This window comes from Candidatus Palauibacter sp., assembly GCF_965216145.1.
Taxonomy (GTDB): Bacteria; Gemmatimonadota; Gemmatimonadetes; order Palauibacterales; family Palauibacteraceae; genus Palauibacter.
This window is the reverse complement of record NZ_OZ244149.1, coordinates 3,041,823-3,067,117: the sequence shown is the minus strand read 5'-3', so window position 1 is coordinate 3,067,117 and position 25,295 is coordinate 3,041,823. Positions and strand designations below refer to the sequence as shown.

Annotated in this window: 20 protein-coding genes; 12 read left to right on the top strand and 8 right to left on the bottom strand. The window is 70.0% G+C overall.

Annotated elements, in window-relative coordinates:
• Window positions 1-21 precede the first annotated feature (21 nt).
• Entirely contained in the window at window positions 22-2,184 is a 2,163-nt protein-coding gene (locus tag ACOOHF_RS13015) for a leucine-rich repeat domain-containing protein (protein WP_420462029.1), read from the top strand.
• Window positions 2,185-2,235: 51 nt separating this feature from the next.
• Here ACOOHF_RS13015 and glgB read toward each other — a convergent pair whose 3' ends face one another.
• Window positions 2,236-4,224, bottom strand: a complete 1,989-nt coding sequence (gene glgB / locus ACOOHF_RS13010) for a 1,4-alpha-glucan branching protein GlgB (RefSeq protein WP_420462028.1) — start codon at window positions 4,222-4,224, stop codon at window positions 2,236-2,238.
• Between the two features lie 99 nt (window positions 4,225-4,323).
• Between glgB and ACOOHF_RS13005 the strand changes: the two genes are divergently transcribed.
• The 5 genes from ACOOHF_RS13005 to ACOOHF_RS12985 are packed head-to-tail and all read left to right on the top strand — an operon-like array spanning window position 4,324 to window position 11,233.
• Window positions 4,324-5,850, top strand: a complete 1,527-nt coding sequence (locus tag ACOOHF_RS13005) for a glycogen synthase (RefSeq protein ID WP_419935276.1) — start codon at window positions 4,324-4,326, stop codon at window positions 5,848-5,850.
• Entirely contained in the window at window positions 5,834-7,327 is a 1,494-nt protein-coding gene (locus ACOOHF_RS13000; RefSeq protein ID WP_420462027.1) for a DUF3536 domain-containing protein, read from the top strand. The genes ACOOHF_RS13005 and ACOOHF_RS13000 overlap by 17 nt, the downstream gene beginning before the upstream one ends.
• Window positions 7,324-9,345, top strand: a complete 2,022-nt coding sequence (locus ACOOHF_RS12995; RefSeq protein ID WP_420462026.1) for an alpha-amylase/4-alpha-glucanotransferase domain-containing protein — start codon at window positions 7,324-7,326, stop codon at window positions 9,343-9,345. Before ACOOHF_RS13000 ends, ACOOHF_RS12995 begins: the two co-directional genes overlap by 4 nt.
• Window positions 9,342-10,739: a hypothetical protein gene (locus tag ACOOHF_RS12990; RefSeq protein ID WP_420462025.1), complete on the top strand. Its 1,398-nt coding sequence runs from the start codon at window positions 9,342-9,344 to the stop codon at window positions 10,737-10,739. The genes ACOOHF_RS12995 and ACOOHF_RS12990 overlap by 4 nt, the downstream gene beginning before the upstream one ends.
• Window positions 10,736-11,233, top strand: a complete 498-nt coding sequence (locus ACOOHF_RS12985; protein ID WP_420462024.1) for a DinB family protein — start codon at window positions 10,736-10,738, stop codon at window positions 11,231-11,233. The genes ACOOHF_RS12990 and ACOOHF_RS12985 overlap by 4 nt, the downstream gene beginning before the upstream one ends.
• Here ACOOHF_RS12985 and ACOOHF_RS12980 read toward each other — a convergent pair.
• Window positions 11,208-12,251 (bottom strand): hypothetical protein, encoded by a 1,044-nt coding sequence (locus ACOOHF_RS12980; protein WP_420462023.1) that lies wholly within the window; start codon window positions 12,249-12,251, stop codon window positions 11,208-11,210. The two genes, ACOOHF_RS12985 and ACOOHF_RS12980, sit on opposite strands and share 26 nt — an antisense overlap.
• Before the next feature lie 189 nt (window positions 12,252-12,440).
• Between ACOOHF_RS12980 and ACOOHF_RS12975 the strand changes: the two genes are divergently transcribed.
• The 6 genes from ACOOHF_RS12975 (at window position 12,441) to ACOOHF_RS12950 (ending at window position 18,830) form a co-directional block, all read left to right on the top strand.
• Window positions 12,441-13,709 (top strand): ATP-binding protein, encoded by a 1,269-nt coding sequence (locus ACOOHF_RS12975; RefSeq protein ID WP_420462022.1) that lies wholly within the window; start codon window positions 12,441-12,443, stop codon window positions 13,707-13,709.
• A 31-nt stretch (window positions 13,710-13,740) separates the two neighbouring features.
• Window positions 13,741-14,643, top strand: a complete 903-nt coding sequence (locus ACOOHF_RS12970) for a hypothetical protein (protein WP_420462021.1) — start codon at window positions 13,741-13,743, stop codon at window positions 14,641-14,643.
• Window positions 14,640-15,353, top strand: a complete 714-nt coding sequence (locus tag ACOOHF_RS12965; RefSeq protein ID WP_420462020.1) for a DUF4129 domain-containing protein — start codon at window positions 14,640-14,642, stop codon at window positions 15,351-15,353. The genes ACOOHF_RS12970 and ACOOHF_RS12965 overlap by 4 nt, the downstream gene beginning before the upstream one ends.
• Window positions 15,350-16,567 carry a DUF4350 domain-containing protein gene (locus ACOOHF_RS12960; protein WP_420462019.1) on the top strand — a complete coding sequence of 406 codons (1,218 nt, stop codon included), beginning with the start codon at window positions 15,350-15,352 and terminating at the stop codon, window positions 16,565-16,567. Before ACOOHF_RS12965 ends, ACOOHF_RS12960 begins: the two co-directional genes overlap by 4 nt.
• Entirely contained in the window at window positions 16,564-17,511 is a 948-nt protein-coding gene (locus ACOOHF_RS12955) for an AAA family ATPase (RefSeq protein ID WP_420462018.1), read from the top strand. The genes ACOOHF_RS12960 and ACOOHF_RS12955 overlap by 4 nt, the downstream gene beginning before the upstream one ends.
• Before the next feature lie 92 nt (window positions 17,512-17,603).
• The gene (locus ACOOHF_RS12950) at window positions 17,604-18,830 is read left to right on the top strand and encodes a DUF58 domain-containing protein (RefSeq protein ID WP_420462017.1); all 1,227 of its coding nucleotides are present in this window, start codon (window positions 17,604-17,606) and stop codon (window positions 18,828-18,830) included.
• Here the strand turns inward: ACOOHF_RS12950 and ACOOHF_RS12945 are convergent.
• From ACOOHF_RS12945 to ACOOHF_RS12920, 6 genes are all read right to left on the bottom strand, one after another.
• Window positions 18,808-20,565 carry a stage II sporulation protein M gene (locus tag ACOOHF_RS12945; RefSeq protein WP_420462016.1) on the bottom strand — a complete coding sequence of 586 codons (1,758 nt, stop codon included), beginning with the start codon at window positions 20,563-20,565 and terminating at the stop codon, window positions 18,808-18,810. The genes ACOOHF_RS12950 and ACOOHF_RS12945 overlap by 23 nt on opposite strands.
• Before the next feature lie 115 nt (window positions 20,566-20,680).
• Entirely contained in the window at window positions 20,681-20,920 is a 240-nt protein-coding gene (locus tag ACOOHF_RS12940) for a hypothetical protein (protein WP_420462015.1), read from the bottom strand.
• 58 nt (window positions 20,921-20,978) lie between these two features.
• Window positions 20,979-21,734, bottom strand: coding sequence for a hypothetical protein (locus ACOOHF_RS12935; protein ID WP_420462014.1), 756 nt, complete (start codon window positions 21,732-21,734; stop codon window positions 20,979-20,981).
• Between the two features lie 71 nt (window positions 21,735-21,805).
• Window positions 21,806-22,741 carry an ABC transporter ATP-binding protein gene (locus ACOOHF_RS12930; protein ID WP_420462013.1) on the bottom strand — a complete coding sequence of 312 codons (936 nt, stop codon included), beginning with the start codon at window positions 22,739-22,741 and terminating at the stop codon, window positions 21,806-21,808.
• A gap of 25 nt (window positions 22,742-22,766) precedes the next feature.
• Complete coding sequence (locus tag ACOOHF_RS12925) at window positions 22,767-23,105, bottom strand: hypothetical protein (protein ID WP_419935262.1); 339 nt, start codon at window positions 23,103-23,105, stop codon at window positions 22,767-22,769.
• A 35-nt stretch (window positions 23,106-23,140) separates the two neighbouring features.
• Window positions 23,141-25,195, bottom strand: coding sequence for a M1 family metallopeptidase (locus ACOOHF_RS12920; protein ID WP_420462012.1), 2,055 nt, complete (start codon window positions 25,193-25,195; stop codon window positions 23,141-23,143).
• Between the last annotated feature and the right edge of the window lie 100 nt (window positions 25,196-25,295).

The following is a 25,295-nucleotide window of genomic DNA, read 5'->3' as shown; positions in this document are numbered from 1 at the left end:
GGCGACCTCTCCAGCCTTGAGTTGCTGGCGCTCGGCGAGAACGAACTCGAAGGCCCGATCCCCGCCGAACTCGGCAACATCTCCGGCCTGAAGCGACTGGAACTGTGGGGCAACAACCTGACGGGAACCATCCCGCCCGCACTCGGGAGTCTCTCCAACCTGACGTGGCTGGAGTTGCATGGTAACGATCTGAGCGGTCCGATCCCGCGCAAACTAGGCCGCCTCGCCAGCGTCGAGCGGATCCTCCTGTGGGGGAACGCCCTGACGGGCGCGATCCCGCCGGGACTCGGCTACGTCGCCACCCTGAAGGTCCTGTCCCTGCGCGACAATGCCCTTTCCGGAGCGATCCCCGCCGAACTCGGCAACCTCTCCTCGCTGACGTATTTGGACCTCCGCCGCAACGAGCTGACGGGCCTGCTCCCGCGACAACTCGGCGACCTTTCGATGCTGGAGCACCTGGTCGTCGACGACAACAAGCTGATGGGCCCCGTGCCCCGCGAGTTTGGCGGCATGGCGAGCCTGCAGGAGATGTCCCTCTCGAACAACCGGTCCATGGCGGGGCCGTTTCCAATCGAGATGGCGGCGCTTCAGCGGCTCGACGTGCTCCTGGCCGCGGGCACGCGCCTGTGCGCGCCGTCAGACCCCGGGTTCCAGGTGTGGCTGGCCGGGATTTACAAGCGCCGGATCGCCCCCTGCGTCGAGGGAGACCTGCCGGCCGCGTACCTGACCCAGGCGGTGCAGTCACGTGAGTTCCCCGTCCCGCTGGTGGCGGGCAGGAAAGCGCTGTTGCGTGTGTTCCCGACGGCGAGCCGGACCACCAGCCAAGGGATTCCGGCGGTCCGGGCCCGGTTCTACCGGGACGGCACGGAGACGCACGTGGAGGACATTCCGCCCCGGTCCGAGCCCATCCCGACCACGGTGGACGAGAGCGATCTCTCGAAGTCCGCCAACGCCGGGATTCCGGGCCATGTCGTTCAGTCGAGGCTCGAGGTAGTGATCGAGGTCGACCCGGACGGGACACTGGATCCGAGCCTGGGGGTTGCGACGCGGATCCCGGACACGGGGCGGCTTGCGGTAGAGGTCCGGGCCATGCCGCTGTTCGACCTGACGCTGATCCCCTTCATCTGGAGCGAGACGCAGGATTCGTCGATCGTGGACCTCGTCAGGGAGATGGCAGCGGACCCAGAGAACCACGAAATGTTCGGGGACACGCGCGCGCTGCTGCCGATCGGCGATCTGGCGGTCACGGCGCACGAGCCAGTGCTGACCTCGACCAACAGCACGCGTGCGGTGCTCAACCAAACCAGCGTCATTCGGGCGCTGGAAGGTGGGGCCGGCTACTACAAGGGCATGATGGTGCGGCCGGTGACCGGGGGCCTCGGAGTCGCCAAGCTCCCCGGGCGGTCGAGCTTTTCGCTGCCCATCCCGGGTACCATAGCGCACGAGCTCGGTCACAACCTGAATCTCCGCCACGCGCCGTGCGGTTACCCCGGCGGCCCCGACCCTTCGTTCCCCTACGCCAACGGATCGATCGGGACCTGGGGGTACGACTTCCGCGGCGGCGGCCGGTTGGTGCAGCCCTCCACACCGGACGTGATGTCGTACTGCGGGCCGCCCAACGGGATCAGCGACTACCACTTCGCCAACGCGCTCCGCTTCCGTCTGAGCGAAGCGGACAGCGTGGGGCTCCCGGATCGCGCTCGGCGGACGAATGCGCTCCTCCTTTGGGGCGGTGTGGGCGCGGACAGCGTGCCGTTCCTCGCACCGGCCTTCCTGGTCGATGCACCGCCGGACTTGCCACGCTCGGGCGGTGCGTACCAGCTCTCCGGACACTCCGCCGCCGGCGACGAGCTGTTCTCTTTCGGATTCGACATGCCCGAGGTGGCCGACGGCGACGGCAGTTCCGGGTTCGCCTTCGTGCTCCCCGTGCGACCGGGGTGGGGGCGCGACCTCGCGAGCATCACGCTTTCGGGATCCGGCGGATCGGTCACGCTCGATGGGGAAACCGACCGGCCGGCGGCGATCCTCCGCGACCCGCGAACGGGGACGGTGCGTGGCATCCTGCACGATTTGCCGACGACGACCGTGACCCGGGCAGACGCGGTCGCCGCCGCCTCGCCCGTACCGGGCCTCGAGGTGCTATTCAGCCGCGGGATACCGGACAGCGAGGCGTGGCGGCGTTAATCGAGCCGTACTCGTCGCTTTCCTGCCACAGCTGGCGCGCTCGGCGGGCGTTCAGCCCGTGCCCGTTGCGCTGTACGTCGCGATCCGCTGGAGGACGAGGAAGCCGAGCGGCGGCAGGTCGACTGTGAGCGCGGCCGGGCGCTTCAGGTAATCGACCTCCTCCGCAGACTCGGGCAGCTGCGTGCGGCCGCCTCCTCCGAACGCGGGGTCGCCGCTGTCGAGGAGCACCCGGTAGGTGCCGGCGGCGGGCAGGGCGACCCGGTACTCCGGCCAGGCCGTCGCCGAGAAATTGGCCACCACGACGACGAAGTCCTCCCAGTCAGGGCGCCAGCGTACGTAGCTCAGCACGCTGTGCCGGGCGTCGTGTACGTCCAGCCACTCGAACCCCTCCGGGGCATGGTCCAGCGCGTGCAGTGCCGGTTCGCGGACGTAGAGTTGGTTCAGCGCGCGCACCCAGCGGAGGATCCCCTGGTACGGGGGCTCATTGAGCAGCGTCCAGTCGATCGACCCCGCCTCGTCCCATTCCCGTCGCGCCCCGATCTCTCCCCCCATGAACAGGAGCTTCGCCCCGGGATGGGTCCACATGTAGCCGAGGAGGAGCCGGAGGCCGGCGAACTTTTCCTCATCCGAACCCGGCATCTTCTCCATGAGAGGACGCTTTAGGTGGACGACCTCATCATGCGACAGAGGAAGGAGATACCGTTCTCCGTGGGCATAGTGGAGCGAGAAGGTCAATCGCTCGTGGAGCGCGGGTCGCCGCTCCGGCGGGGCGCCCAGGACGCGGAGCGTGTCGTTCATCCACCCCATGTTCCACTTGAAGTCGAACCCCAGCCCCCCCTCGTCCGTCGGCGCCGTCACCCCCGGCCAGGCGCTGCTCTCCTCGGCGAAGAGGAGGACGCCGGGAAAGCGGTCATGGACCATGTCCGCCAGAGCCCTGAGGAAGGCGATGGCGCCGAGGTTCTCCCGTCCTCCCGCCTCGTTGGGCTCCCACTGCCCCGCCTCGCGCGAGTAGTCGAGATGGAGCATCGAGGCCACCGCATCGACGCGCAGCCCGTCCACGTGGAAGCGCTCGATCCAGTAGCGCGCGCTGGAGAGGAGGAAGGAGACGACCTCCGGCCGACCGTGGTCGAAGACGAGCGTGCCCCAGTCGGGATGAACCGCCCGCGGCTCCTCCCCCATCTCGTAGAGCGGGGCGCCGTCGAAGGTCCGCAGCCCGGGAAGGTCCGGCGCGAAGTGTCCCGGGACCCAGTCGAGGACGACCCCCAGCCCGAGCCGGTGCGCCTCATCGACGAAGTACGCGAAGTCTTCCGGCGCCCCATGGCGGGAGGAGGGGGCGAAGTAGCCGCTCGTCTGATAGCCCCAGCTCGCGTCGTAGGGGTGCTCCGTGATCGGGAGCAGTTCGACGTGCGTGAACCCGAGGTCGGCGACATACCGGAGCAACGCGTCCGCGAGGGCCCGGTAGCCGAGCCACGACCCGTCCGGCTCCCGGCGCCAGGAACCGAGGTGTGCTTCGTAGATCGAGATCGGAGTGCCGGGAGCCGCGCGCTCCGGCCTGCTCTCGAGCCAGTCGGCGTCCGCCCAGGCGTACGGCTCACTCGAGACGATCCGGGACGCGGTGCCAGGTCTCAGCTCGGCGGCGCGTCCCATGGGATCCGTCTTCTCGACCGCGAGCGGCGCGTCGTCGGTGCCGGAGTACACCTGGAACTTGTACAGTTCGCCGGGGCCCACGCCGGGGAGGAAGAGTTCCCACACGCCGGCGCCCCCGACGGGGAACATGGGATCCCGCCCCGTTTCCCACTCGTTGAAGGAGCCCACGAGGGCCACGGCCCGGGCGCGCGGAGCCCACACGGCGAAGCGCGTACCGGCGACCCCCTCGCGCTCGCAGGGGTGCGCGCCGAGCATGTCATGGAGCGCCGATTCCCGGCCTGCGTGGAAGGACTCGAGATCGGCGGCGGCGAGAGGGAACGAAGCGTCACGCGTCGGGGTTTTGAGAGGTTCGCGCGGGCCGCTAGATTTTTTCGGTTCGATCTGCCACCTCATCGTGGCGCATTCGGCTTCGAGTCGGAGCGCCGTCCCTTGTAGCCCGTGGCGGCCGCGGCAGGTTCCTGCCCGGAGCCGCCGCACGTCTCATGAAGAAGTATGAGCCCGACACCTGTGATCGCCAAGCCGACCACGACGCCGACGCGCGCGACCTCCGGAGTGCGAAGCCCGGAGGAACTCGCCGTCGTCCACCTCGTGGCCGAGTACTGGCCGTACGCGCGCACCGGCGGGCTGGCGGAGGCGGCGCGCGGTATCGCCACCTTCCAGGCGGCCCAGGGCACCCCCGTCACGGTGTTCATGCCGCTGTACCGGTCGGTGCGCGAGGCCTGTCCGGACCTCGAGCCGATCACGGACATCTTCCGGGTGCGCGTGGGGCGGCGCGTGGAGGAGGTATCGATCCTCCAGCACGCCGGTCCGCGCCGGAACCCGCGGGTCCTCTTCGTCGACCATCCGGGCTTCTTCGACCGCGGAGGGATCTACGGTGAGGACGGGGAGGACTACGGAGACAACCCGCTCCGGTTCGCGCTCTTCAATCTCGCCGCGCTCGAGATCCTGCCCGAACTCGCCAACGTGCCGGTCGTCGTCCACGCGCACGACTGGCACGCGGCGCTGGCGCCCGTCTACCTGCGGACGAGGTTCGCCGGCCGGGAGGTGCACGACCGCATGGCGGCCGTCCTCTCGGTCCACAACGCGGGCTACCAGGGGCTCCAGCGGCCCGAGGTCCTCGCGGAGATAGGACTCCCGCGTGAGGTCTTCCACTGGCGGCGCATGGAGTTCTACGGCCACCTGAACCTGCTCAAGGGCGGCCTCGTGTTCGCGGACTACGCGACCACGGTGAGTCCCACGCACGCGCACGAGTTGCGGACGACGGCGGGAGGGTTCGGCCTGCACGGCTCGTTCATCGAGATGGGAGACCGCTTTCTGGGGATCCTGAACGGGGTCGATCTCGACGTGTGGGATCCCGCGGTGGACCCGCAGATCGAAGCGACCTTCTCCCGGTCCGATCTCGGCGGGAAGGCGGCGTGCAAGCGGGCGCTGCAGCGGGAGTATTCGCTGCCCGAATATCCGCGCGAGCCCCTGTACGGGATGACGGCGCGCCTCGTCACCCAGAAGGGACTCGACCTGCTGCTCGACGGCGGCCTCCTCGAGCGGGCCGAGGGGCAGTTCATCTTCCTCGGGGCCGGCGAGGCGCGCTACGAGGAAGCGCTCCGGGACATCGCGGAGCGGCACCCCGAGCGCATCGCCGTGGATACGGAGTTCAGCGAGCCCAAGGAGCACCGCCTGCTCGCGGGCGCCGACCTTCTGCTGATGCCGTCGCTGTACGAACCGTGCGGCCTCACGCAGATGCGGGCGCAGCGCTACGGGGCGATCCCCGTGGCCCGCCGCGTCGGGGGTCTGGCCGACACGATCGAGGACCAGATGACCGGCTTTCTCTTCGACGGGTATACGGCGGAGGACCTCGAGGTCGCGCTGGGCCGGGCCGTTGCGGCCTACGCGGGAAGTCGGGAAGCGTGGGCCGAGCACATGATCGAGGCGATGTCGCGCGACTTCGGCTGGGCGAGCAGCGCCGCCCGCTACCTCGATGTCTACCGTCGCGCGCTGGCCGCGCATGCCCCCGACGCCTGAGGCGCACGCGGTCCCGGTGACCGCGGCGGAGCCGACGGCGGTCGTTCTCCACGGCCACTTCTACCAGCCGCCGCGCGAAGACCCGTGGACGGGGCGGACCCGCCCCGAACCGACGGCGGCCCCGTTCGAAAACTGGAACGAGCGCATCACCGCCGAGTGCTACGCGCCCCTTGCCGCGGCGGGCGCGTTCGAGTGGCTGAGCTTCGATCTCGGCCCGACCCTCGCCCGCTGGCTCGAACGCGAACACCCGCAGGTCCACGACGGGTTCGTGCTGGGCGACCGCGCGAGCCGCGCGCGCCTGGGTCACGGGAACGCCGTCGCCCAGCCCTATCACCACATCATCCTGCCGCTCGCCAGCCGCCGCGAGAAGGAGACCGAGGTGCGCTGGGGGTTGCGCGACTTCGAGCGGCGCTTCGGGCGACCCGCAGCGGGAATGTGGCTGCCGGAAACCGCGGTCGACACGGCCACGCTCGAGGTGCTGGCGGCGGCGGAGATCCCGTTCACGATCCTGGCCCCGCACCAGGTCGTGGACCCGCCGGCGGGCGGAGTCGGGAGGGTCCGGCTCGGCGGAGGACGCGAGATCTCGGTCGTCGTCTATGACGGGGGACTCTCGCACGGCGTCGCGTTCGGGGCGCTGCTCGACGGCCGCGACGCCTGGTTCGAGGCGTTGCGCGCGGCGACCGGAGGCGGCGGGGGCCTCGTCGCGCTGGCGACGGACGGCGAGACGTTCGGGCACCACCACCGGGGGGCGGATCGCAGGCTGATGCGGGTGATCACCCGCGCGCGCGGCAGCCGGGCGCTGCGGCTCGAGAACTTCGCCTCCGCGCTGGCCCGGGCCGGCGAGCTTCCCGCACTGACGCTGCGGGAACCCAGTTCCTGGAGTTGCGCGCACGGCGTCGAGCGCTGGCGCTCCGACTGCGGCTGCAGGATGGCGCCGCACCTCGAATCGCAGCAGCGCTGGCGGGGACCCCTGCGCGCGGCGCTCGAGCACCTCGCCACGGACCTCGATGACGCGTACGAAGCTCTCGCGCCCGGACGGCTGTCGGAGCCTCAACGGGCCGTGACCGAGCTGGGCGGCGTCCTGGGCGAGCCTGAGGGGCTGGGGGCTTTCGCGCGGGATGTCTCCGCGACCGAGTCGGATGAGGAAGCGCTCGCCCTTCTCGAAGTGGTCCGGGACCGGGCCGCGATGTTCACGTCGTGCGCGTGGTTCTTCGACGACGTGACGGGGATCGAACCGATCCAGGTCCTCGGCTACGCGGCGCACGCGCTGGACCGCCTCGCTACGCTCGCCCCGACACGCGCGGCGGAACTCGAACGGACGTTCGTCGAGGATCTGGCGGCGGCCCCTGCAAACGATCGCGGGATCGGGACCGCCGCGGGCGTCTATGCCCGCGAGTTCGGCGACGGCTCTCCCGTGTCGACCGGGAACGCGGGGGACGGCGTCAGGCCGACGCAGGACGGCGCGTCGAGCGGATGACGCCTCCTCCCCTCCGGTTCGCGTTCGCGATCCATCTCCACCAGCCGGTGGGCAACTTCGACCCCGTGTTCGAGGATCACCTGGAGGGTGTGTACCGGCCGCTCCTCAGGGCGATCCATGAGCGGGGGGCGTACCCGATCACGCTGCACATCTCGGGCCCGCTGCTCGACTGGCTCGCGCGCCACGCCCCGGACTTCCTGGACGAAATCGGCACCCGTGCCGCGGACGGGCGGATCGAACTCCTCGCCTCCGGTCGCTACGAGCCCATCCTCGCGGCGCTCCCCCCTCGCGACCGTCTCGAGCAGGTCGAATGGATGCGCGCCGATCTCCGTTCCCGGTTCGGGGTCGAGGCATGCGGACTCTGGCTGACGGAACGCGTGTGGGAGCCCGACCTCGCCGCCGATCTGTCCCGCGCGGGGATCGAGTACACGCTGCTCGACGACCGGCACTTCCTCGCCTGCGGGCTGGAGCAGGCGGAGCTGGATCGGGCGTTCACGACGGAGCACGGCGGACACTCTCTCAAGTTGCTCCCGATCGATGAGGATCTGCGCTATCTGATCCCGTTCCGGCCCGTGGCGGAAATCGTGGAGTTCTTCGCGGCCCGGGGGCGGGACGGCCGCCATCAGCTCGTCCTCGGAGACGACGGGGAGAAGTTCGGAGGCTGGCCGGGGACCCGCGCGTGGGTATACGACGGCGGCTGGCTGGAAGCGTTCCTGGAGGCGCTCGACGACCTCCGGCGCGGAGACGAAGTGGAACTGATCACGACCCGCGAGGCGGCGCGGGCCCCAGGCGGCGGACTCGTCTATCCGGCGCCCGGATCGTACCGGGAGATGGAGGAGTGGACACTGCCCCGCCCCGCCGCACTCCGGCTGGAGCGGCTCGCGGCCGACACTCCCGGAACGGCCGGTACCGCCGCTGGCGCCGGGAGCCGCCGCGACGAAACGGGTGTCGGCCCGCTCGTGCGCGGTGGTCACTGGACGGGCTTCCTGCGCAAGTATCCCGAGTCGAACCGCATGCACAAGACGGCGCTGCACCTCTCTCGTCTGTGCCGCGACCGCGGAGATCCCGAGGAGGCCCGGAGGGCCATCGCGCGTGCGCAGTGCAACGACGCGTATTGGCACGGGGTGTTCGGCGGCGTCTACCTTCCCCACCTGAGGCAGGCGATCTGGCGCGAGCTGGCCGCGGCCGAACGGCACCTGCGGGAGGGTGAAGAGATCGCGTGCGAACTCCTCGACTTCGACTTTGACGGCCATGACGAGATCTGGATTCACTCATCCCGGAGTTCCATCGTGATCAGCCCCACGCGGGGCGGCGCGATCGAGATCCTCACCGTCTTCGGGGACGCCGTGAACTACGCCGATGTGCTGTCACGCCGCCTGGAGGCCTACCATCGGGACCCTGACGACCCGGCGCCGTCGTCCGCCGAGGGCGCAACGGCGACCGACGGCGACGATCCGGTTGGCTCGGAGGAGGCAGCCCAGGCCAGCGGCATCGCCTCGGTCCACGATCGGCATTCGGGGGCACCCCCTCCGCCCACCCCGGACGAGGCGCCGCTCGCGCTGATGCAGGAGGTCGCGGTGGATCAGGCCGGCCCCGACGGAACCGTGCTGGCGGACTGGCGCCTCCACCCATTCCGGCTTGCGGACGACCCCGCGATCGGAGGAGGGAGGGTCCGCCTTCGGTGCGTTTCCGAAACCGGGGCGCCACGACTCGAGAAGATGCTCGACATCCACGACGACGGGCGCATCGACGCGACCCTCGACTGGAGCGAAGCCGGTCTCCCCGCGGAGGCGGCGATCGTCTGCCGGCTTCCGCTCGCGCATCCGGGACGCGTGCAGGCGGCGCCCGCCGCCGCGGAGTCGAGGGAGCGCATCGTCACGCTGGCCCGGTCCGAGCGCGGGTTCGAACGGATCGACCAGGGAGAGATCGCCCAACTCGCGTGGCCGGCTTCGGCTGGCGGCGCGCGTGTCCGATTGAGGCCGGGCGGCGGGCCCGGAACGGTCGGAGGTCCGGCATGAGCCGAGGACGATTCGCCATTGGGCGCACGAGCGCACTCCTCGCCCTGACCGCACTGGCCGGGTGCGGGGACGCCGACACGCTCACGCCGCCGGGGGGCGGATCGGCGACCGTCGTCCTCGTGTCGGGCGGAGACCAGCGCGCCATCGGGGGCCGCCCGCCGGCCGAGCCGATCGTCGTCCGCGTGCACGATGCGTCGGGTCGTGCCGCCGCCGGCGTCACCGTCTCCTTCACTCCGGCCCCCGGGAACGGGAGCGCGGACCCCATCTCGACCGCATCGGACGGGAACGGCGAGGCGGTGACGACGTGGACCCTGGGGTCCTCCGCCCTCGGCCGTCAGACGCTGACGGTCTCCGCCGGTGCGTCTTCGGTCACGGTCGGCGCCGAAGCGATCGATCTCGAGGCGGAACTGGACGCGCTGTTCGCGCCGGCCTCGGCAGCGGAGGTCGAGGTCGTGCGCGCCGACTGGGCCGGCCGCGACGTATCGGCGGCCCAGGTGTCCGTCGAACTCACCGAGGAGATGGCGCTGGGCCCCTCGACGGCCACGCTCCGGATCGTCTCCCACGTCGTGGCCGGGGTACGCCACTTCGGGGCGATCATCGTGCCCGCCGGCGCGGAACCCGAGAGCCTGCCCGTGCTCATGTACGCCCACGGGGGCGACTCGGGCGTGTCGGTAGACGACCTCCAGTTCGTCGCCCTCTCGCTGGGCGAACTGAGCACCCGCTTCATGTACGTGGTCCCCTCGTTCCGCAGCGAGCCGCTCCGGTACGGAGGCCGCACCTGGGTGTCCGAGGGTCCCTCCGGCCACTGGGACCAGGACATCGACGATGCCCTCGCCCTCGTGAACGTCGCCTTCGAGTCCACGCCGGAGGCCAGGCCGGGCACGTTCAGCATCCTCGGCGGCAGCCGCGGGGCCGGCGTCGCGCTCCTCGCCGGAGTCCGCGACCCACGGGTCGACCGCATCGTCGCGTTCTTCGGTCCCACGGATTTCTTCGATGACTGGATCCGGGTGATCGCCTGGAAGACGGCGCTGGACGGCCCCTGGGATCTGCCGGGCCTCATCCACCTCGACTCCACGCTGATCAAACCCCTCGTCCGGGGCGGCATCTCCATTCCCGAGGCGCGTCTCGGGCTCGTCCGGCGATCGTCCGTTCTGTTCGCCGCCGACCTCCCCGCGGTACAGCTGCACCACGGGACCGCGGACTTCACGGTTCCCGTGTCCCAGGCCGAGTCCCTGATCCGGACCATGGAGGCGCTCGGGCGCGCCTCGCCCGACTTCGAGGCCTTCATCTACGAGGGGGGCGGGCACGACTTTCTGTCCCTGACCGGCGCCATCCCGCGCGCGGTCGAGTTCATCACCCAAACGCTGACCGGCGAAGGAGCCCCCAGGAGATGAAGCGGAAGATCACGCAGACGATCGAGATCCTCGAAGCCGCCCGGCGGCCGCTGTTCACGGTCCTCGACGGAATCTCCCGGGAGGACCTCGACTGGCAGCCCGCGGACGGGATGCGCGGGATCGGAAAGATCTGCCGCCACATGTACCGGGTCGACATCTGGTTCCTCAAGCGCCTCGGCATCGTCCCCGCCATCCAGGAGGACGCCCCCGGCCCGGTCGAGGAGATCGCCGCCCGCATGCGCACGATCCAGGAGCAGATCATCGCCGAACTGCACGCTCTGGACGACGATGCCGACCTGTTCGCCGAGCGCACGTCGCTCGACGGCGACGCGACGTCACGCATGGGCGACACCGTGATCCACATCGCCCAGCACTACCTGTACCACCTGGCCCAGATCACCTACCTGCGCCGCATCCGCGACCGCGACTGGACGGCGCCGCTGGACGAGTGGGAGACCGCGACCTACCTCATCGGCGATCGGATCCTGGAGTAGCCCCGTACCTCTCGAAGAAGGCGTCGGTCCCCGCCGGGAGGAGCAGTTTGTCCGCGATCGCGGCGATCTCCTCCGCCTCGCGCCACGCCTGCTCCAGCACCCATAGCTCGCCTTCGAGCGCGCGCCGTTCCTGCTCCTCGTGCAGCGCCATCTCCAACGCGAGTCGCGTCGGCTTGCGCATGTTCGTGACGAGGCCCGGGGGGCTTTCCCGGTCGACATCCGGGTTGCCTCTCACGGTCTGGGCGACGTAGCGGCTCGGGTGACCCTGCGCCTCGATTTCGGCCACGGCGGCCTGGACGGTCCGCCGCATGCCCCCATTCGCGTTGAGCACCGGCAACACCGCCGCCGCGACCCGGCGCGCGTCCTCGCCGGCGAACGACGCGGTCCGCATCCTCTGGATTCCCTCTATCCCCTGGCGGATGTCGACCGTGAACCCGGGTTCGTGTTCGGCGGGGAGCATGCGGATCGAGCGAATGTTCGTGTGCTTGAACTTGACGACCGTCCCCGGTTCGACCGGCGCCTCGCCAGTCGTCCCTTCGCCCTCGACCCGGACCTTCGCCGCAGTGCGGATCGTGGACCAGGCAAGGACGACCCAGGTGCCACCGATGACCAGAGCGCCCGGCAGATTCGCGAACACCAAATTGGCGGCGAAACCACCCGCAAGGGTGAACCCCACGTTCCGCATCCTGCGCCGGAACTGGTCGCCGTAGCGCCATGCCGCAAACTCTCCGCGCGGCGGCTTCCCGATGCGGACCAGTTCGAGACCCTCGCGATGGCGGGCGAGGCCGACGTGGTCGGTGGGGGCGCGCAGAGGCGTGGCGCGGAACAGACGTTCGCACGTTTCCACGGCCTCCCAGCGCTCTTCCAGCGGCGTGAGATTCCACCGCAGGCACTTCCGGCACACGACCCATAGCCGACCTTTCGCCGCGTCGAAGGCGAGTCTGCGTCCCACGGGGAAGCTCTCGACGACCTCGTTGGACCCCAGTGGTTTCTTGCAGAACATGCACGTCTGGTACACGGCCCCTCCGGGTGATTCGCGTCCACGTCAACGTGTGGTGCAGCGGCTCCGGGCGCCACGAAAACTGGGGCTGACGAGGACCAACGGACCGCAGCTTCGATTCTTGCGTGAGAGACACAAATAACCCATTATCTGGGTTATAATAGCCCACACCATGGGTGTGATGTACCCTGGAGGATGGTGAATCCCGTGAGACCCGCTCCGTATCTGCCGCGGATTCTCGAGGCCACGCTGCGGGCAAGGCTGGAAGCCTTCCCGGTGGTCGTCGTGACCGGAGCGCGCCAGACCGGGAAGAGCACCCTCGCCCGGGAGTTGGAGGGCGCCGGGCGGACCTACGTGACCCTGGATAACTACGGCGTACTGGATCAGGCCCGGCGCGAGCCCGACGCGCTTCTTCAGCGTGCGCCCCGTCTGACGCTCGATGAGATCCAGCGTGCTCCGGAACTGCTGCTCGCGATCAAGCGGGCTGTGGACGCGGACCGGACTCCGGGCCGCTTTCTCCTCACGGGATCCGCGAACCTCGACCTGATGAAGGGCGTCGCGGAGACGCTCGCGGGCCGAGCCGTGTACGTCACGCTCTGGCCGATGACGCGGGGGGAGGCGGCGGGCGGCGGCTCGGCGGGACGCTGGAATGTCTTCCTCGATGAGCCGCCCAGGGACTGGATCGACGCCCTGGCCGGTGGCGCCGCTGCGGTGCCCTCCGGTCCTCCCTCCGGGCACTCGACCGCGCGAAATCCGGAGACGTGGAAGGACCTCGCCCGTCGCGGCGGATACCCGTTTCCGGCGCTGAACCTCGCCTCCGAAGCGGACCGTGCCGCCTGGTTCGAGGCCTACCTGCGCACCTACCTCGAACGTGATCTGCGACAACTCGCGGCGATCGAGAACCTCACGGGATTTCTGCGGCTCGCGCGGGCGACGGCCCTTCGACTCGGCGGCCTCTCGAACCAGGCCAATCTGGCGAGAGATGCCGGGATTCCCTCGACGACGGCGCAACGGTACCTCGACCTTCTGGAGGTCTCGTATCAGCTGCTGAGGGTCGAGTCCTACGCCGTCAATCGGAACAAGCGACTCGTGAAGCAGCCGAGACTGTACTGGAGCGATCCCGGACTCGCGCTACACCTGGCGGGCGGCATCGAGCCGACGGGGGGGCATCTGGAGAATCTCATCGCGGGCGATCTCTTCGCGTGGCGGGAGATTCGGACGCACCGACCCAACATCCTGTTCTGGCGGACCAGCAAGGGCGCCGAAGTGGACTTCGTCCTCGAAACGCCGCGCGCACTGATTCCGGTGGAGGTGAAGAGCCGCCAGCACCTCCGCGTAGCGGATGCCCGCCACCTGACTACCTTCATGCGAGACTATGGCGAGGCGGTTCCCGCGGGGGTCATCATCCACGGGGGCCGGGACACGTACTGGCTCACGGAGCGCGTGCTGGCGCTTCCGTGGCACCGGGCAATCTGAGCGGGCAATCCGACGAATGGAGAGTGCCGGAATGACGGTCATACCGCAGAGACCGCTGGGGTTCGGTGAGATTCTCGACGGCGCCATCCAGTTCTACCGGCGTGACTTCGGCCTCTACTTCCTCATCGCCCTTGTGGGAGCGCTGCCGGGCTACGCGATGATGCTGGCTCTGGGGACGCCGGGCACCGGCGTCAACGCCGCCGGGAATCCGGACTTCGGGGGGGTCGGATTCGACAGCCTCCTCCTCATCCTCGCGAACGCCGCGGCCTGGATCGGGACGCTCGCGGTGGCGGTCGCGATGCGCGCCCGCCTGGAGGACGCCCCGGTGTCTCTGGAGAGCGCCTACCGCGGTGTCATCCGCCCCTTCCCGAGCGCCGCCGGGGGATACCTGCTGGCCATGCTGCTCGTGGGTATCCTCGGCTTCGTGATCATGATGTTGGCCATGATACTCGGGATCGCAGGGGCGCTGTCCGGCAGCCTGGCGCTGACGCTCGGGGTCCTCGTGCCCGCGAGCCTCGCCGCCATCCTTCTCATCTTCACGCTGTGGTTCTCGAGCACCTTTGCGATCCTGCCGGCCGTCCTGATCGAGGGGCGGTCCGCGTCGGCCTCCCTTCGCCGCTCTTTTCAACTCGCCCGCGGCGCGCGGCTCCGGGTCGTCGGTATCATGCTCGTGGCATTCATCATCCAGAACGCCCCCTCCTTCGGCATGTTCGCTCTGTCCGGAGGCTTCGACATGTTCACCTCGCCGGACACGGTCGGGACCATGGGGGGCGGACGGCTGGCCCTGCAAAACACCATTGACCTGCTGATCGGAGCCCTCACCGCACCGTTCGGTGTGGCAACCGTCTTCTTCCTCCACCACGACCGGAGAGTGCGTCTGGAGGCGTCCGACCTCGAGACGACCGCGGCCGCGATGACGACGGACGGCCCTTGACCCGATTCGCCTGGTCCGCCACGCCGTTCCGCGGGCAGGAGCCTCCGGCCGACCCGCTCCCCTCGCCGGACGAGATGTCCGCCGTTCTGCGCGAGGTCCTCGCCGAGTCGGACTTCGTGACGGCGGCCCTGCCGTTGCGGCAGCGGATCATTCAGTGGATCGGCGAGGCGATCGGCGAGGCCTGGGAATGGTTGCGCCAGCTCCTGTTCGACGATGGCAGCGGCCTCATGACCGTCCTCGCGATCCTCGTCCCTCTGGCCGCCCTCGTGGCGCTCGGCGTCCTGGCGTTCCGGCATGTCCCGGGCTGGGTGGGCGGAGCGTCCGGGGAGGACGACGGAGGCGGGGGCGCCGGCCACACGCCCCGTTCCGCGGGCGAGTGGCTCCAGCTCGCACGCTCAAGGGCTGGCGAAGGGGATTTCCGGCCCGCCGCGAGCGCACTCTATCAGGGCTTCCTCCTGTCGCTGGACGAGATGGGAACGCTGGCGTTCCACCCCTCGAAGACGCCCGGTGACTACGCTCTGGAGATCGGTCGGGAGCGGCGCGGCGGAGAGGGGGGAGCCGGAGCCGGCACGCGATTCATCCGTTCCTTCCAGCGTCTCTCCTTCGGTGAGGAGGCGCCGACGTCTGGCGGGTACGCGGATCTGGCAACCCTGGCGCGAGATGCGGGGTGTCCGGGCCCGGACGTACCCTCGGAGGCTGACGGCGGGTGAAACGGGATCGGGCCAGGACCGTCTTTTGGGTTATCGCGATCGCGCTGGGTGCCGGGCTCGCCGCCTTCCTCGCCCGTCCCGAGGGCCGTGCCGCGACGGACGTCAAGCGCAGTCTCTTCCGGACGACGCCCGACGGGGTGGCCGCACTCGCCCGGGGCATCGCCCGTCTGGGACGCCCCACGGCGCCCCGCATCACGCCGCTCGCAGACGCGGAACCTGTGCCGGGGGCGCTCGTCCTCCTCTCGCCGCCGGTCGTCCCCAGCCCCGCCGAGGTGCACACGCTGCTGGAGCGGGTTCGCGCCGGGGGCACGCTCGTGTACGCGCCAGTCCTCTTCCCGACCGTCTACGGGGCGCTGAGAGTGACGCCGCTGATGGACTCGCTGGGCATCGCCTTCCGTCTGCCCGGGCCGGGCGATGTCGAGGATCCGGAGTGGGTCTCTCATCCCCTGACGCAGGGGCTGCCTCCGCCCCGCGCGCCCCGCCGCGCGCTTCGCCCCCTGACCGAGACCCCGGACGGCACGGCGCAGGCAGGGGTCCCCTTCCGGGAGAACCTCCTCACGACGGGGTCGGGGGAAGAGGGGAGGTGGGTCGGCGCCGGTCTCATTCGGCTCGGCGAAGGGCGCGTCCTCGTCCTGAGCGATGACGCGGCGCTCTCCAACGGGTTCGTCGCGGAAGACCCGCTGGCGGCCCTCGTGATCCGCGCTCTGCTGACCCATACGACCCCGGCCGATACGGTGTTCTTCGACGAGTTCCATCAGGGGATCCGCGGCTACGACAGCACCGCGCGGCGCTGGGCCGGCTTCGTCCTCGGCACCTCCCGCGGGCGGACGCTGCTCCACGTGCTCGCCGCCGCCTTCCTGGCCCTCGTGTGCGCGGGGCTTCGTTTCGGGTCGCCGATGTCGCGCGTGGCCCCTCCGGACCGGGAGCGGCGATCTCCGCTCGAGCACGTCTCGGCCCTCGGCGACCTGTATGAGAAGGCGGGCGCCGCACGCACGGCCGCCCTCCTCCTGTTGGCGCGCCTGGCCCGCACCGCGCGCCGCCCGCCCCCGCGCGACCTGTCCGAGGCCGAGGCGCTGGTCCGGGAATTGGAGGCCCGGCGCGGAGCGCACCCCTCGCTGGCGAACATCCGGCACGGCTTGCGCGCCGATCCGGTGGACCTGACCATGATCGCCGCCGGCATCGACGACCACCTCGCGAAGAGACCCACACCATGACGACGCCCGACGCGGCGCTGCGCCTGCTCGGCGACATCGAGCAGGTCATCCTCGGCCAGCAGGTCGTACTCAGACAGCTCGTGATCACTCTTCTGGCCCGGGGCCACGCGCTCCTCGAGGGCGTGCCGGGAACGGCCAAGACCCTCTCCGTGCGGGCGCTCTCCAGGGGACTCGGACTCGACTTCGGCCGCGTCCAGTTCACCCCCGACCTCATGCCGACCGATCTCGTCGGCGTGAGCGTCCTCGACGAGGCGCAGGGGAACTTCCGCTATCGTCCGGGGCCCGTGTTCACCGATCTCCTCCTGGCCGACGAGATCAACCGGGCGCCGCCCAAGACGCAGGCGGCGCTGCTCGAGGCGATGGAGGAGCGGCAGGTCACGGTCGACGGTACGACCCGGCCCCTGCCCGCGCCGTTCACGGTGTTCGCGACCCAGAACCCGGTGGAATACGAGGGGACCTACCCCCTACCCGAAGCGCAGGTGGACCGCTTCCTGATGAAGATCGTGATCGACTACCCGCCGGAAGACGCGGAGCGCGCGATCCTCGACCGCCACGAGGCGGGGTTCCGGGCGGACGACGAGTCGACCTATCCCATGGGCGAGGCGCTCGCACGCGAGACGCTGCTCGCGGCCCGCGACGCGGTGAACCGGGTCCACATGGACGAACGGGTCCGGCGTTACGTGACCGACATCGTGCGGGCGACGCGCCAGGACGCGGCCTTCGCCCTCGGCGCGAGCCCCCGGGCCGGCGTCGCCCTCTTCCAGGCCGCCCGGGCCGAGGCGTACCTGTGCAGCCGGGACTTCGTCACCCCGGACGACGTGAAGTCGCTCTCCTTCCCCGTGCTCCGGCACCGCGTCGTGCTGACGGCGGAGGCGGAGGTCGAGGGGCGTTCCTCGGACGACGAACTGCAGGCGCTCCTCGAGAAGCTCGAGGCGCCCCGATAGCGCCCGTCGTCCTCATCCCCGGCGGCCGAACGCTGTGGCTGCTGGGGCTGGCGTCGTTCCTCTTCCTGGTCTCCGCGGGGGGCGGGTTGGCGGTGGACGCGATCATCCTCCTCGTGGCCTGGCTCGACGGGCGTCGGACCCCGTTGCCCTCCGCCTCTCGGCTGGTCCCGCGCATCGCCGCGCTCGGCGAAGTCACGGAAGTCTCGATCGACGTCTCGAACCCCACCCGTCGCGCCCTCACGCTCCGGCTCACGGACGACCTCGACCCCAGCCTGCGGCGGCTCCCCGACCCCGGCGATACCGATGAATGGGAAGACGGGGTGCGGCTGCATCTCCCCGCCGACTCGACCATCCGCTGCAGCTACGAGGTACGGCCCCGAACGCGGGGGTTTCTCGCTTTGGGCGCGATCCACCTGCGGACCCGGTCGCCGTGGGGGTTCGCGTGGCGGCGTTCCACCATCGAGGCCGCCGACACGCTGCAGGTGCAGCCGGGCATCCGGAGGCTGCTGCGCGACCGGAGCGGCCATGCACTCCGCTGGGGACTGCGGACGGCGGGGGCCCGCCGCAGCCGGCAGTGGGGCGAGGGGCGCGAGTTCGAGAGCCTGCGCGACTACGCCGAGGGGGACGACCCCCGCATCATCGACTGGAAGGCATCGGCCCGGCGCCGGCGTTTCGTGGTGCGCAACTACGAGGCGGAGCGGAGCCAGAACATCGTGCTCGCGATCGATGCGGGCCGCCACATGCGCGAGCGGCTGGAGGACCGGGAGCGGGTCGACTTCGCCCTCGCGGCGGGCATGATGCTCGCCACTCGGGCCAGGAATTTCGGCGACCGCATCGGGGCCATGGTGTTCGACGACCGCATCCGGCACGTCTCGCCGCCCCGTCGCGCCGACCCCGGCGCGCTGGCCCGGATCTTCGCCGGCGTGGAGACGCGGCCCGTCGAACCGAACTATCCCCTGGCCTTCGCGACGCTCGCGCGGACGTTCCGCAAGCGGGCGCTCGTCATCCTGTTCTGCGACGTGATCGACGAGGCCGTCTCGAAGGCCCTCGTGACCTCGCTCACGAGGATCGGGCGCGCCCACCTCCCGCTGGCCGTCGCGATCCGCAACCCCGCCCTGGAGAAAGCCGCGGCGCGCCCGGCGCCGACGCCCTCCGAGGCCTTCCACCGAGCGGCGGCCGAGGAACTCGTCCAGGCGCGGGCCACGACGCTGCAGGTCATGCGCCAGTCCGGGATCCTGGTGGTGGACACGCCGCCGGGAGACGCGCTCGTCCGCACCCTCGACAAATACGTCGAAATCAAGGAGCGGGGACTGCTCTGACCTTGCGACCCGCGAACCCGAAGTAGACGGCGAGAAGGACCGCCGTGCCGCCGCCGAATGCGAACTTCGCCACCGCGGGCAGTCCGGAAGGCGAGTAGAAGCCCTCGACCAGCCCGGCCACGAGGAGCAGCAGCACCGCGCCGCCCAGCAGGGAGAGGAACTCACGCCCACGTTCCCTCAGCGCCTCGCGGCGGGTCCGCCGCCCCGGGACGAGGAGCGCGGACCCGAGACCCAGTCCCGCCCCGCCCGCCAGGCAGATGGCGGTGAGTTCCATCACGCCATGCGGAAACACGAAGGCGAGAATCACCCCGAGCACCTCGTTGTTCGCGTACAGCCCGAAGGCCGCGCCCAGGAGGACCCCGTTGAAGACGAGGATGAGCACGGTGCCCACCCCGGCCAGCAAGCCGCCGGCGAAGGCGGTGAAGGTGACGCCGACGTTGTTCGTCATGACCATCGACGAGAGCGCCGGCATCCCGCTCCCTTCGACTTGGAGGTAGGCGGCGTCGGGATCCCCGCGCGCCGTGTTCTCGGCCCGGGCCAGCATCCCGGGCGGCATGATCGCCCGCGCCCGCGCCGGCACGTCACGGACGGCGCCGTACGAGGCCAGCATGGGACCGAAGAGCAGGAGCGCGGCCAGCAGCACAGGCCAGCGGTGGCGCCGCACCGCCCGCGGGAACTCGCGGGCGACCCAGCGCCCGAGCGGGACCGCCGCCCGCCCCTTCGCCCGGTAGAGGAGGTTGTGCCCCGAGCCGGCCCACCGCTCCACCGCCTCCATCATCGCCGGCGAGGCGCCGTAGGTTCGGGCGCGAGCCAGGTCCGCCGTGACGCCGCGGTAGAGGCGGCCGAAGGCCCGGATCTCCTCCTCGGTGAGCGCCCCCAGGCCGCGGGCGCGCCCTTTCTCCACCAGCGCGGTGTACGCCTCCCACGCCTCCCGCCGCTCCCGAGCCATCGCCGCCGCCTGCAGACTCGCCCCTCCTCGGCGCGCTGCGTGCCGCGGCGCCTCCGCCCCGTGCACATGGGCGAGCCTCGCGTCGGGATCCGCCTCCGATTCGGCGAGATCCCCGCCGACCGATTCGCGAAGGGCACCCCAGACGGAACTCGCGACCCGGGCCCGCACCCCGGGCTCCAGTCCCTCCCGGCGCGCCATGTATCCCGCCAGCAGCTCGAACTGTTCGGGGGAGAGCGTCGGGCGGGTGGGCCGGCCCGAAACCTCGACCTCGTCCCCGAACATCTCTCCGCCCCCGCTGTCCCGGACCACGATCGTGCCCGCCACAAGGTCCCCCAACCGCTGCGCGCGGCGGTTGAACAGGATCGTCGCGGCTCCCGCCATCCCCGTCACGCCCGGCTGCAGATCGACGAAGCGGATCAGGTTGCGGAGGACGGACCCCTGGAAGGAGAGCGGCTCACCGCCGTCGTGCAGCACGCGCAGCCCCAGCGCCCGTTTCCCCGGCGTGCGTCCGTCCCACACGGCTTCGAAGAAGAGGAAATACCCCCAGGTGGCGAAGAAGAGGACGATGTAGAGGACGGCTATCCCGATTCCCGCACCCGCGCCCCCGAGCGCCCCCGTGAACCTCAGGACGAGGGCCACCAACAGAATCGTCGTCACGATGATCGCCAGATCGAGGGCGAGGGCGGCCGCCCGCGATCCCAGATCCGCGAGCTGATATTCGAGCCGGACGTGCTCCGGCGTCTCCAGCGCGATCCGGCGGTGCAGACCACCTCGCGCTTCGGGCATCAGCCGGTTGTCCGCCGACATGTCAACACCCGAGACCGCTCGTCGTCCCGCGCCCCCGCCGTAGACCGCCGATACGCCTCATCGATCCCCGCCCGGGGGATCACTCTCCACTCGCTCACGTCCTGCCCGGCGAACTCCGGAAGCCGGGGACCAGCCACAGCGCCCCTTCCAGGCCCACCAGCAGCCCGGCAGTGGCGGTGGTCGCGACCGCGAGGGCCATGAGCAGAAACCCCGGCTCGTCCATCGACCTCGCCCAGTACCACGCGGAGAAGAACGTCGATGCAAAGCTGGCCGCGAAGATGGAGCGCTGCGGTATCTTCCCGTAGCGGTTCTTGTACACAGGATTGAGCTTCATGGAGTCCCCCTTGCGCCAAGGGTACACGCTGACCCCCGGAGTGCAAGACACGACTGCGTCACAGGTCGCGGCGGCGGAACCAGATGAAGGATGAGCCGATGAACAGCACGGTCCAGAGGGTGGCCATGATCACATGCGAGCCCAGATCGACGGCGGGAGCCGAGCGGCCGGCCGCCTCCGCGGCGGCCACCATCCGCTCGAACGTCGGGGCGTCGTAATTCTGAAACGCAAGGAGCGGAAAACTATTCGTCCATGGCAGGTACTCGAGCCAGTCGGAAAAGGCGGGCAGGAAACGCTGCACCAGCGGGGGGAGCATCCCGAACTCGATCGCTCCAAGCCACAGGAACCAAACGGCAAGCGCCGCGCCGGTCTTGCGGATCGCCAGGGACAGGAAGAAGGCCAAGGCCCCCACGCTCAGGAACGCGAGCACCAGCCCGCCCGTCGCCTGGAAGACCGAAAGCGGCACGAGCGACGATGCGGCAGCCCCCATGTCGGTGCGAATCAGCGCCAGCACGCCGGGAATCAGTACGTGCGCGGCGACGAAAGCGAGGCCCACGATCGGCAACAACAGGGTCTTGCCCCAGAACCACTGGGACTTCGACAGACCGTCGATCACGTTCTGCCGCGCCGTCCGCCAACTGAACTCCGTCGCCGTCAACAGAACCAGGGTAATGGCGGCAAACATGACGAGCGTGGCCGAGTCGTCGCGAAACACCGACGCCCAGATGTCCGGAAGCCGGAAGCCCTCGCTGCGCTCGAAGAAGGAGTACGCTTTGTCCATGAACGTGACGAGTGCGTAGAAGCCGAGCGCCATCCACAGGACGATCCGCTTCCGCGCCTTGAACCACTCGTTGCGCAGCAGCCCGCCGAACGCGCGCCCGCCCTTCATTGCACTTCTCCGAAGCCGTTGGACCCGCCCGTAATCTCCATGAACGCGTCCTCCAGCGACTGCCGTTCCAGCGACAGGTGGGAAGCGTAGATCCCACGCTCCGAGAGGAAGCGGTTCAGCTCCGAGAGCCCTCCGCCCGCGAGTTGCGCCAGCACCCGGCCGTCCACGACCCGGGTGTTGCTCGCGCCCTCGAACTCGGTCACCGCGAGCTTCAGCGCCTCCACGTCCATGTCGGCCCCCACCGCGGCCACCGTGCGGGCGGAGGTGAGCTCGTCCATGCTCCCCTCGCGGATGAGCCGGCCGCTCTCGATGATCGATACGTACGTGCAGGTGCGCTCCACCTCGTGCAGCAGGTGGCTCGAGAGGAAGATCGTCTTCCCGCGCGCGGCGAGTTCGCGGATGATGTCGCGGATCTCCCGCTGCCCGGCTGGATCGAGCCCGTTGGCCGGCTCGTCGAGGATGATGAGTTCGGGGTCGCCGATCATCGTGGCCGCGAGCGCGAGCCGCTGCTTCATCCCCAGCGAGCACGCCTTGAACTTCGTCTTCTGGCGCGCGGCCAGCCCCACGACGTCGAGTGCCTCCTGGACTTCCATTTCCTCCCTTCCCTTCACCCGCGCCACGAGCCGCAGGTTGTCGCGGCAGCTGAGGTAGGGATAGAAGTTGGGATACTCGAGCGTGGCCCCGATCCGCTGGCGCGCGGCGTGGAGCTCCGCCGGCGACGAGCCGCCGAAGAGGCGGAACGACCCGCCGGTCGGGGTGATGATCCCGAGCAGCATCCCGATCGTCGTCGTCTTCCCGCTCCCGTTCGGGCCCAGGAAGCCGTACACCTGGCCGGCCTCCACCTGTACCGAGAGCTGGTCTACGGCGAGCGTCCCCTCGCCGCGAATCGCGGCGTACCGCTTGGAGAGCCCCTGCGTCTCTATGATCGACATCTGCGAGTGCCCGGCTGACTCTTGATCAGGGGCCCGGGGGCGACGCACCGGGGGCGGCGGGGTTCGGAGTCGCGGGGGCTGGGATCGCGGGCGTCGTGCCGCCGGCACGCTCCTCCAGCTGCCGGCGGAACAGCTCCGCTTCCGCCAGTTCGTTCAGCCTCTCGTCCCGCTCCCGGCCTTCCAGTTCGAGTTGGGCGACGCGCTCCCTCAAGAGGGCGATCGTCTCCCGGTCCTGCTTCCGGGGCCCGAGCGCCTGCGTGACGTCCCGCACCAGTGGCCGCAGCGCGAAATGCGTCGCGAACGCGAGGACGGGGACGCCGATCGTGAAGAAGATCGCGAAGAGGGGGATAAGCAGGTCTTCCATGTGGAAACCGAACGCAAGGGGTGGCGAGAAGGTTTCTACCCGGGCGGGTTTCGGCCGATGATGCCCCGGCCCCACACGTTGTTGCCGCGGTTCACGTCGGGCAGGATCCCGTCCGGGTCGAGTTGCACGTTGCGCACGAATCCGTCGACCACCTCGAGCACATAGGTGCCGTCCACCTGCCACGCCTCGACCGGTACGTCGTGCCGCTGTTCGTCCCCGCCCCGGTACAGGATCCGGATCTCGAGCGGCATCGGGATCCCGCCGCGGTTCTCGATCGTCACCGTCGTCGTGTCCCCGATCCTCTCCACGGAAGCGATCGCCTGGTCGAGCACCGCGTCCTCGTAGATCCAGCCCTTGAAGAACCAGTCGAGATCCTGCCCCGACACATCCTCCATCGTGCGGATGAAGTCGGCCGGTTGCGGGTGCTTCCACGCCCAGCGGCGGATGTACTCCCGGAACCCCTCGTCGAACACCTCGGGACCGAGCACTGCCTCGCGCAGGAGGACGAGGACCGCGGCGGGCTTGTTGTAGGCGAGGACGCCGATGTCCTCCTCGGGGATGCTGTCGGCCGGCGTGAGGATCGCGTGCCCCGGCCGCTGCGTGTCCACGGCGATCTGGGCCGGCGACATGAACTGGCCCAGGATCGGCTCGCCGCCCGAGAACTCGATCCCGGAGTAGTAGTTGATGAACGTGTTGAAACCCTCGTCCATCCACGCGTATCGCCGCTCGTCGGAGCCCACGATCATGGGGAACCAGGTGTGTCCGATCTCGTGGTCGGTGACGGAGAAGAGGAACGCGCCGCGCGACTCCCACGAACAGAACACGATCATGGGGTATTCCATCCCCAGCGCGAGCCCGGCTACGTTGATCGCCACCGGATACGGATAGCGGAACCATTCTTCCGAGTAATACTGGACGCTGTGGCGGAGATACTCCGTCGAGCGCTCCCAGCCGCTGACGCCGCGCCCGCCGAGGCTCTCCTCGGGGTAGGCGGACATGATGAGCACGTCCTCCCACCCCGCCGCGTCCCACACGAAGCGGTCGGACGCCGCCCACGCGAAGTCGCGCACGTTCTCCGCCCGGAAGCGCCACGTCAGCGGCAGTTCGCCGCGGGGCCGCGTCTCATCGTCCCCCGCCTCGTCCGGCTCGATGATGTGGATCGTCTCCTCCGAGGTGCGGGCACGCGCCAGCCGTTCGCGCTGCGTGGGGGTGAGGACATCTTCGGGATTCAGCAGTTCACCGGTCGCGACGACGACGAAGTCCCGGGGCACGGTGAGTTCGACCTCGAAGTCCCCGTACTCGAGATACCACTCGCCCTGCCCCAGGAACGGGGACTGGTTCCAGCCGTTCACGTCATCGTATGTGAACATGCGGGGATACCACTGCGCGAGCTGATAGATGATCCCGCCCCGGATGTCGAGCTGCCCCATGCGGTCGCCGCCGCTCTCGGGGATCTCGAACGCGAAGTCGATGTCGACCTCGAGCGGTGCGCCCGCGGGCGGGATGGGCTCGTCGAGGAGGATCTCCATCATCGTGTCCTCGGTCCGGTACTCCGGGACGGTCATCTCACCTTCGTGCTCGACCCGCACCCCCGAGATCACGAAGCCGCCGTCCCGGAAGAAGCCGCCGTGTCGGACATCTCCCCCGAGTTCTTCCGCTCTCATCGCCCCGTAGCTGTTCTCGCGGAAGAGGTTCTGGTCGAGTTGCAGCCAGAGGCTCGTGAGGGAATCGGGGCTGTGGTTCGTGTAGGTGATGCGTTCGGTGCCCTCGATGCGGTCGCCGACGAGGCTCGCCCGGATGTGGTAGTCCGCGCGCTGCTGCCAGTACTCGGGGCCCGGCGCGCCCGTGGCGTCGCGGAACGGCCCGGGTTCGGGCAGATCGAGCGGCTCGAAGGCGGCGGCCGGGTCGAAGATCCGCCGGAGGGAGTCGCGGCGCGCGAGTTCCGCCGCCTCCGCCGCCTCACGGTCTTCCGGGTCCCGCTCCTGCGCCGCCAGACCGCCGGGAAGCGCCCCGGCCGCCAGCGGGAGCAGAACCAGCACGGCCAGCGCGGCGAGCATCGGTATCCGAGGCGTCCGTGGCCGCGCACTCATCACCCTCATGTAACTCCCCTTCTCATCCTCAGCGGCCTTTCCTCATCGGCTGACATCTCCCGTAGGACAGCGTACACCACAGCGGCGACGATGCCGACGC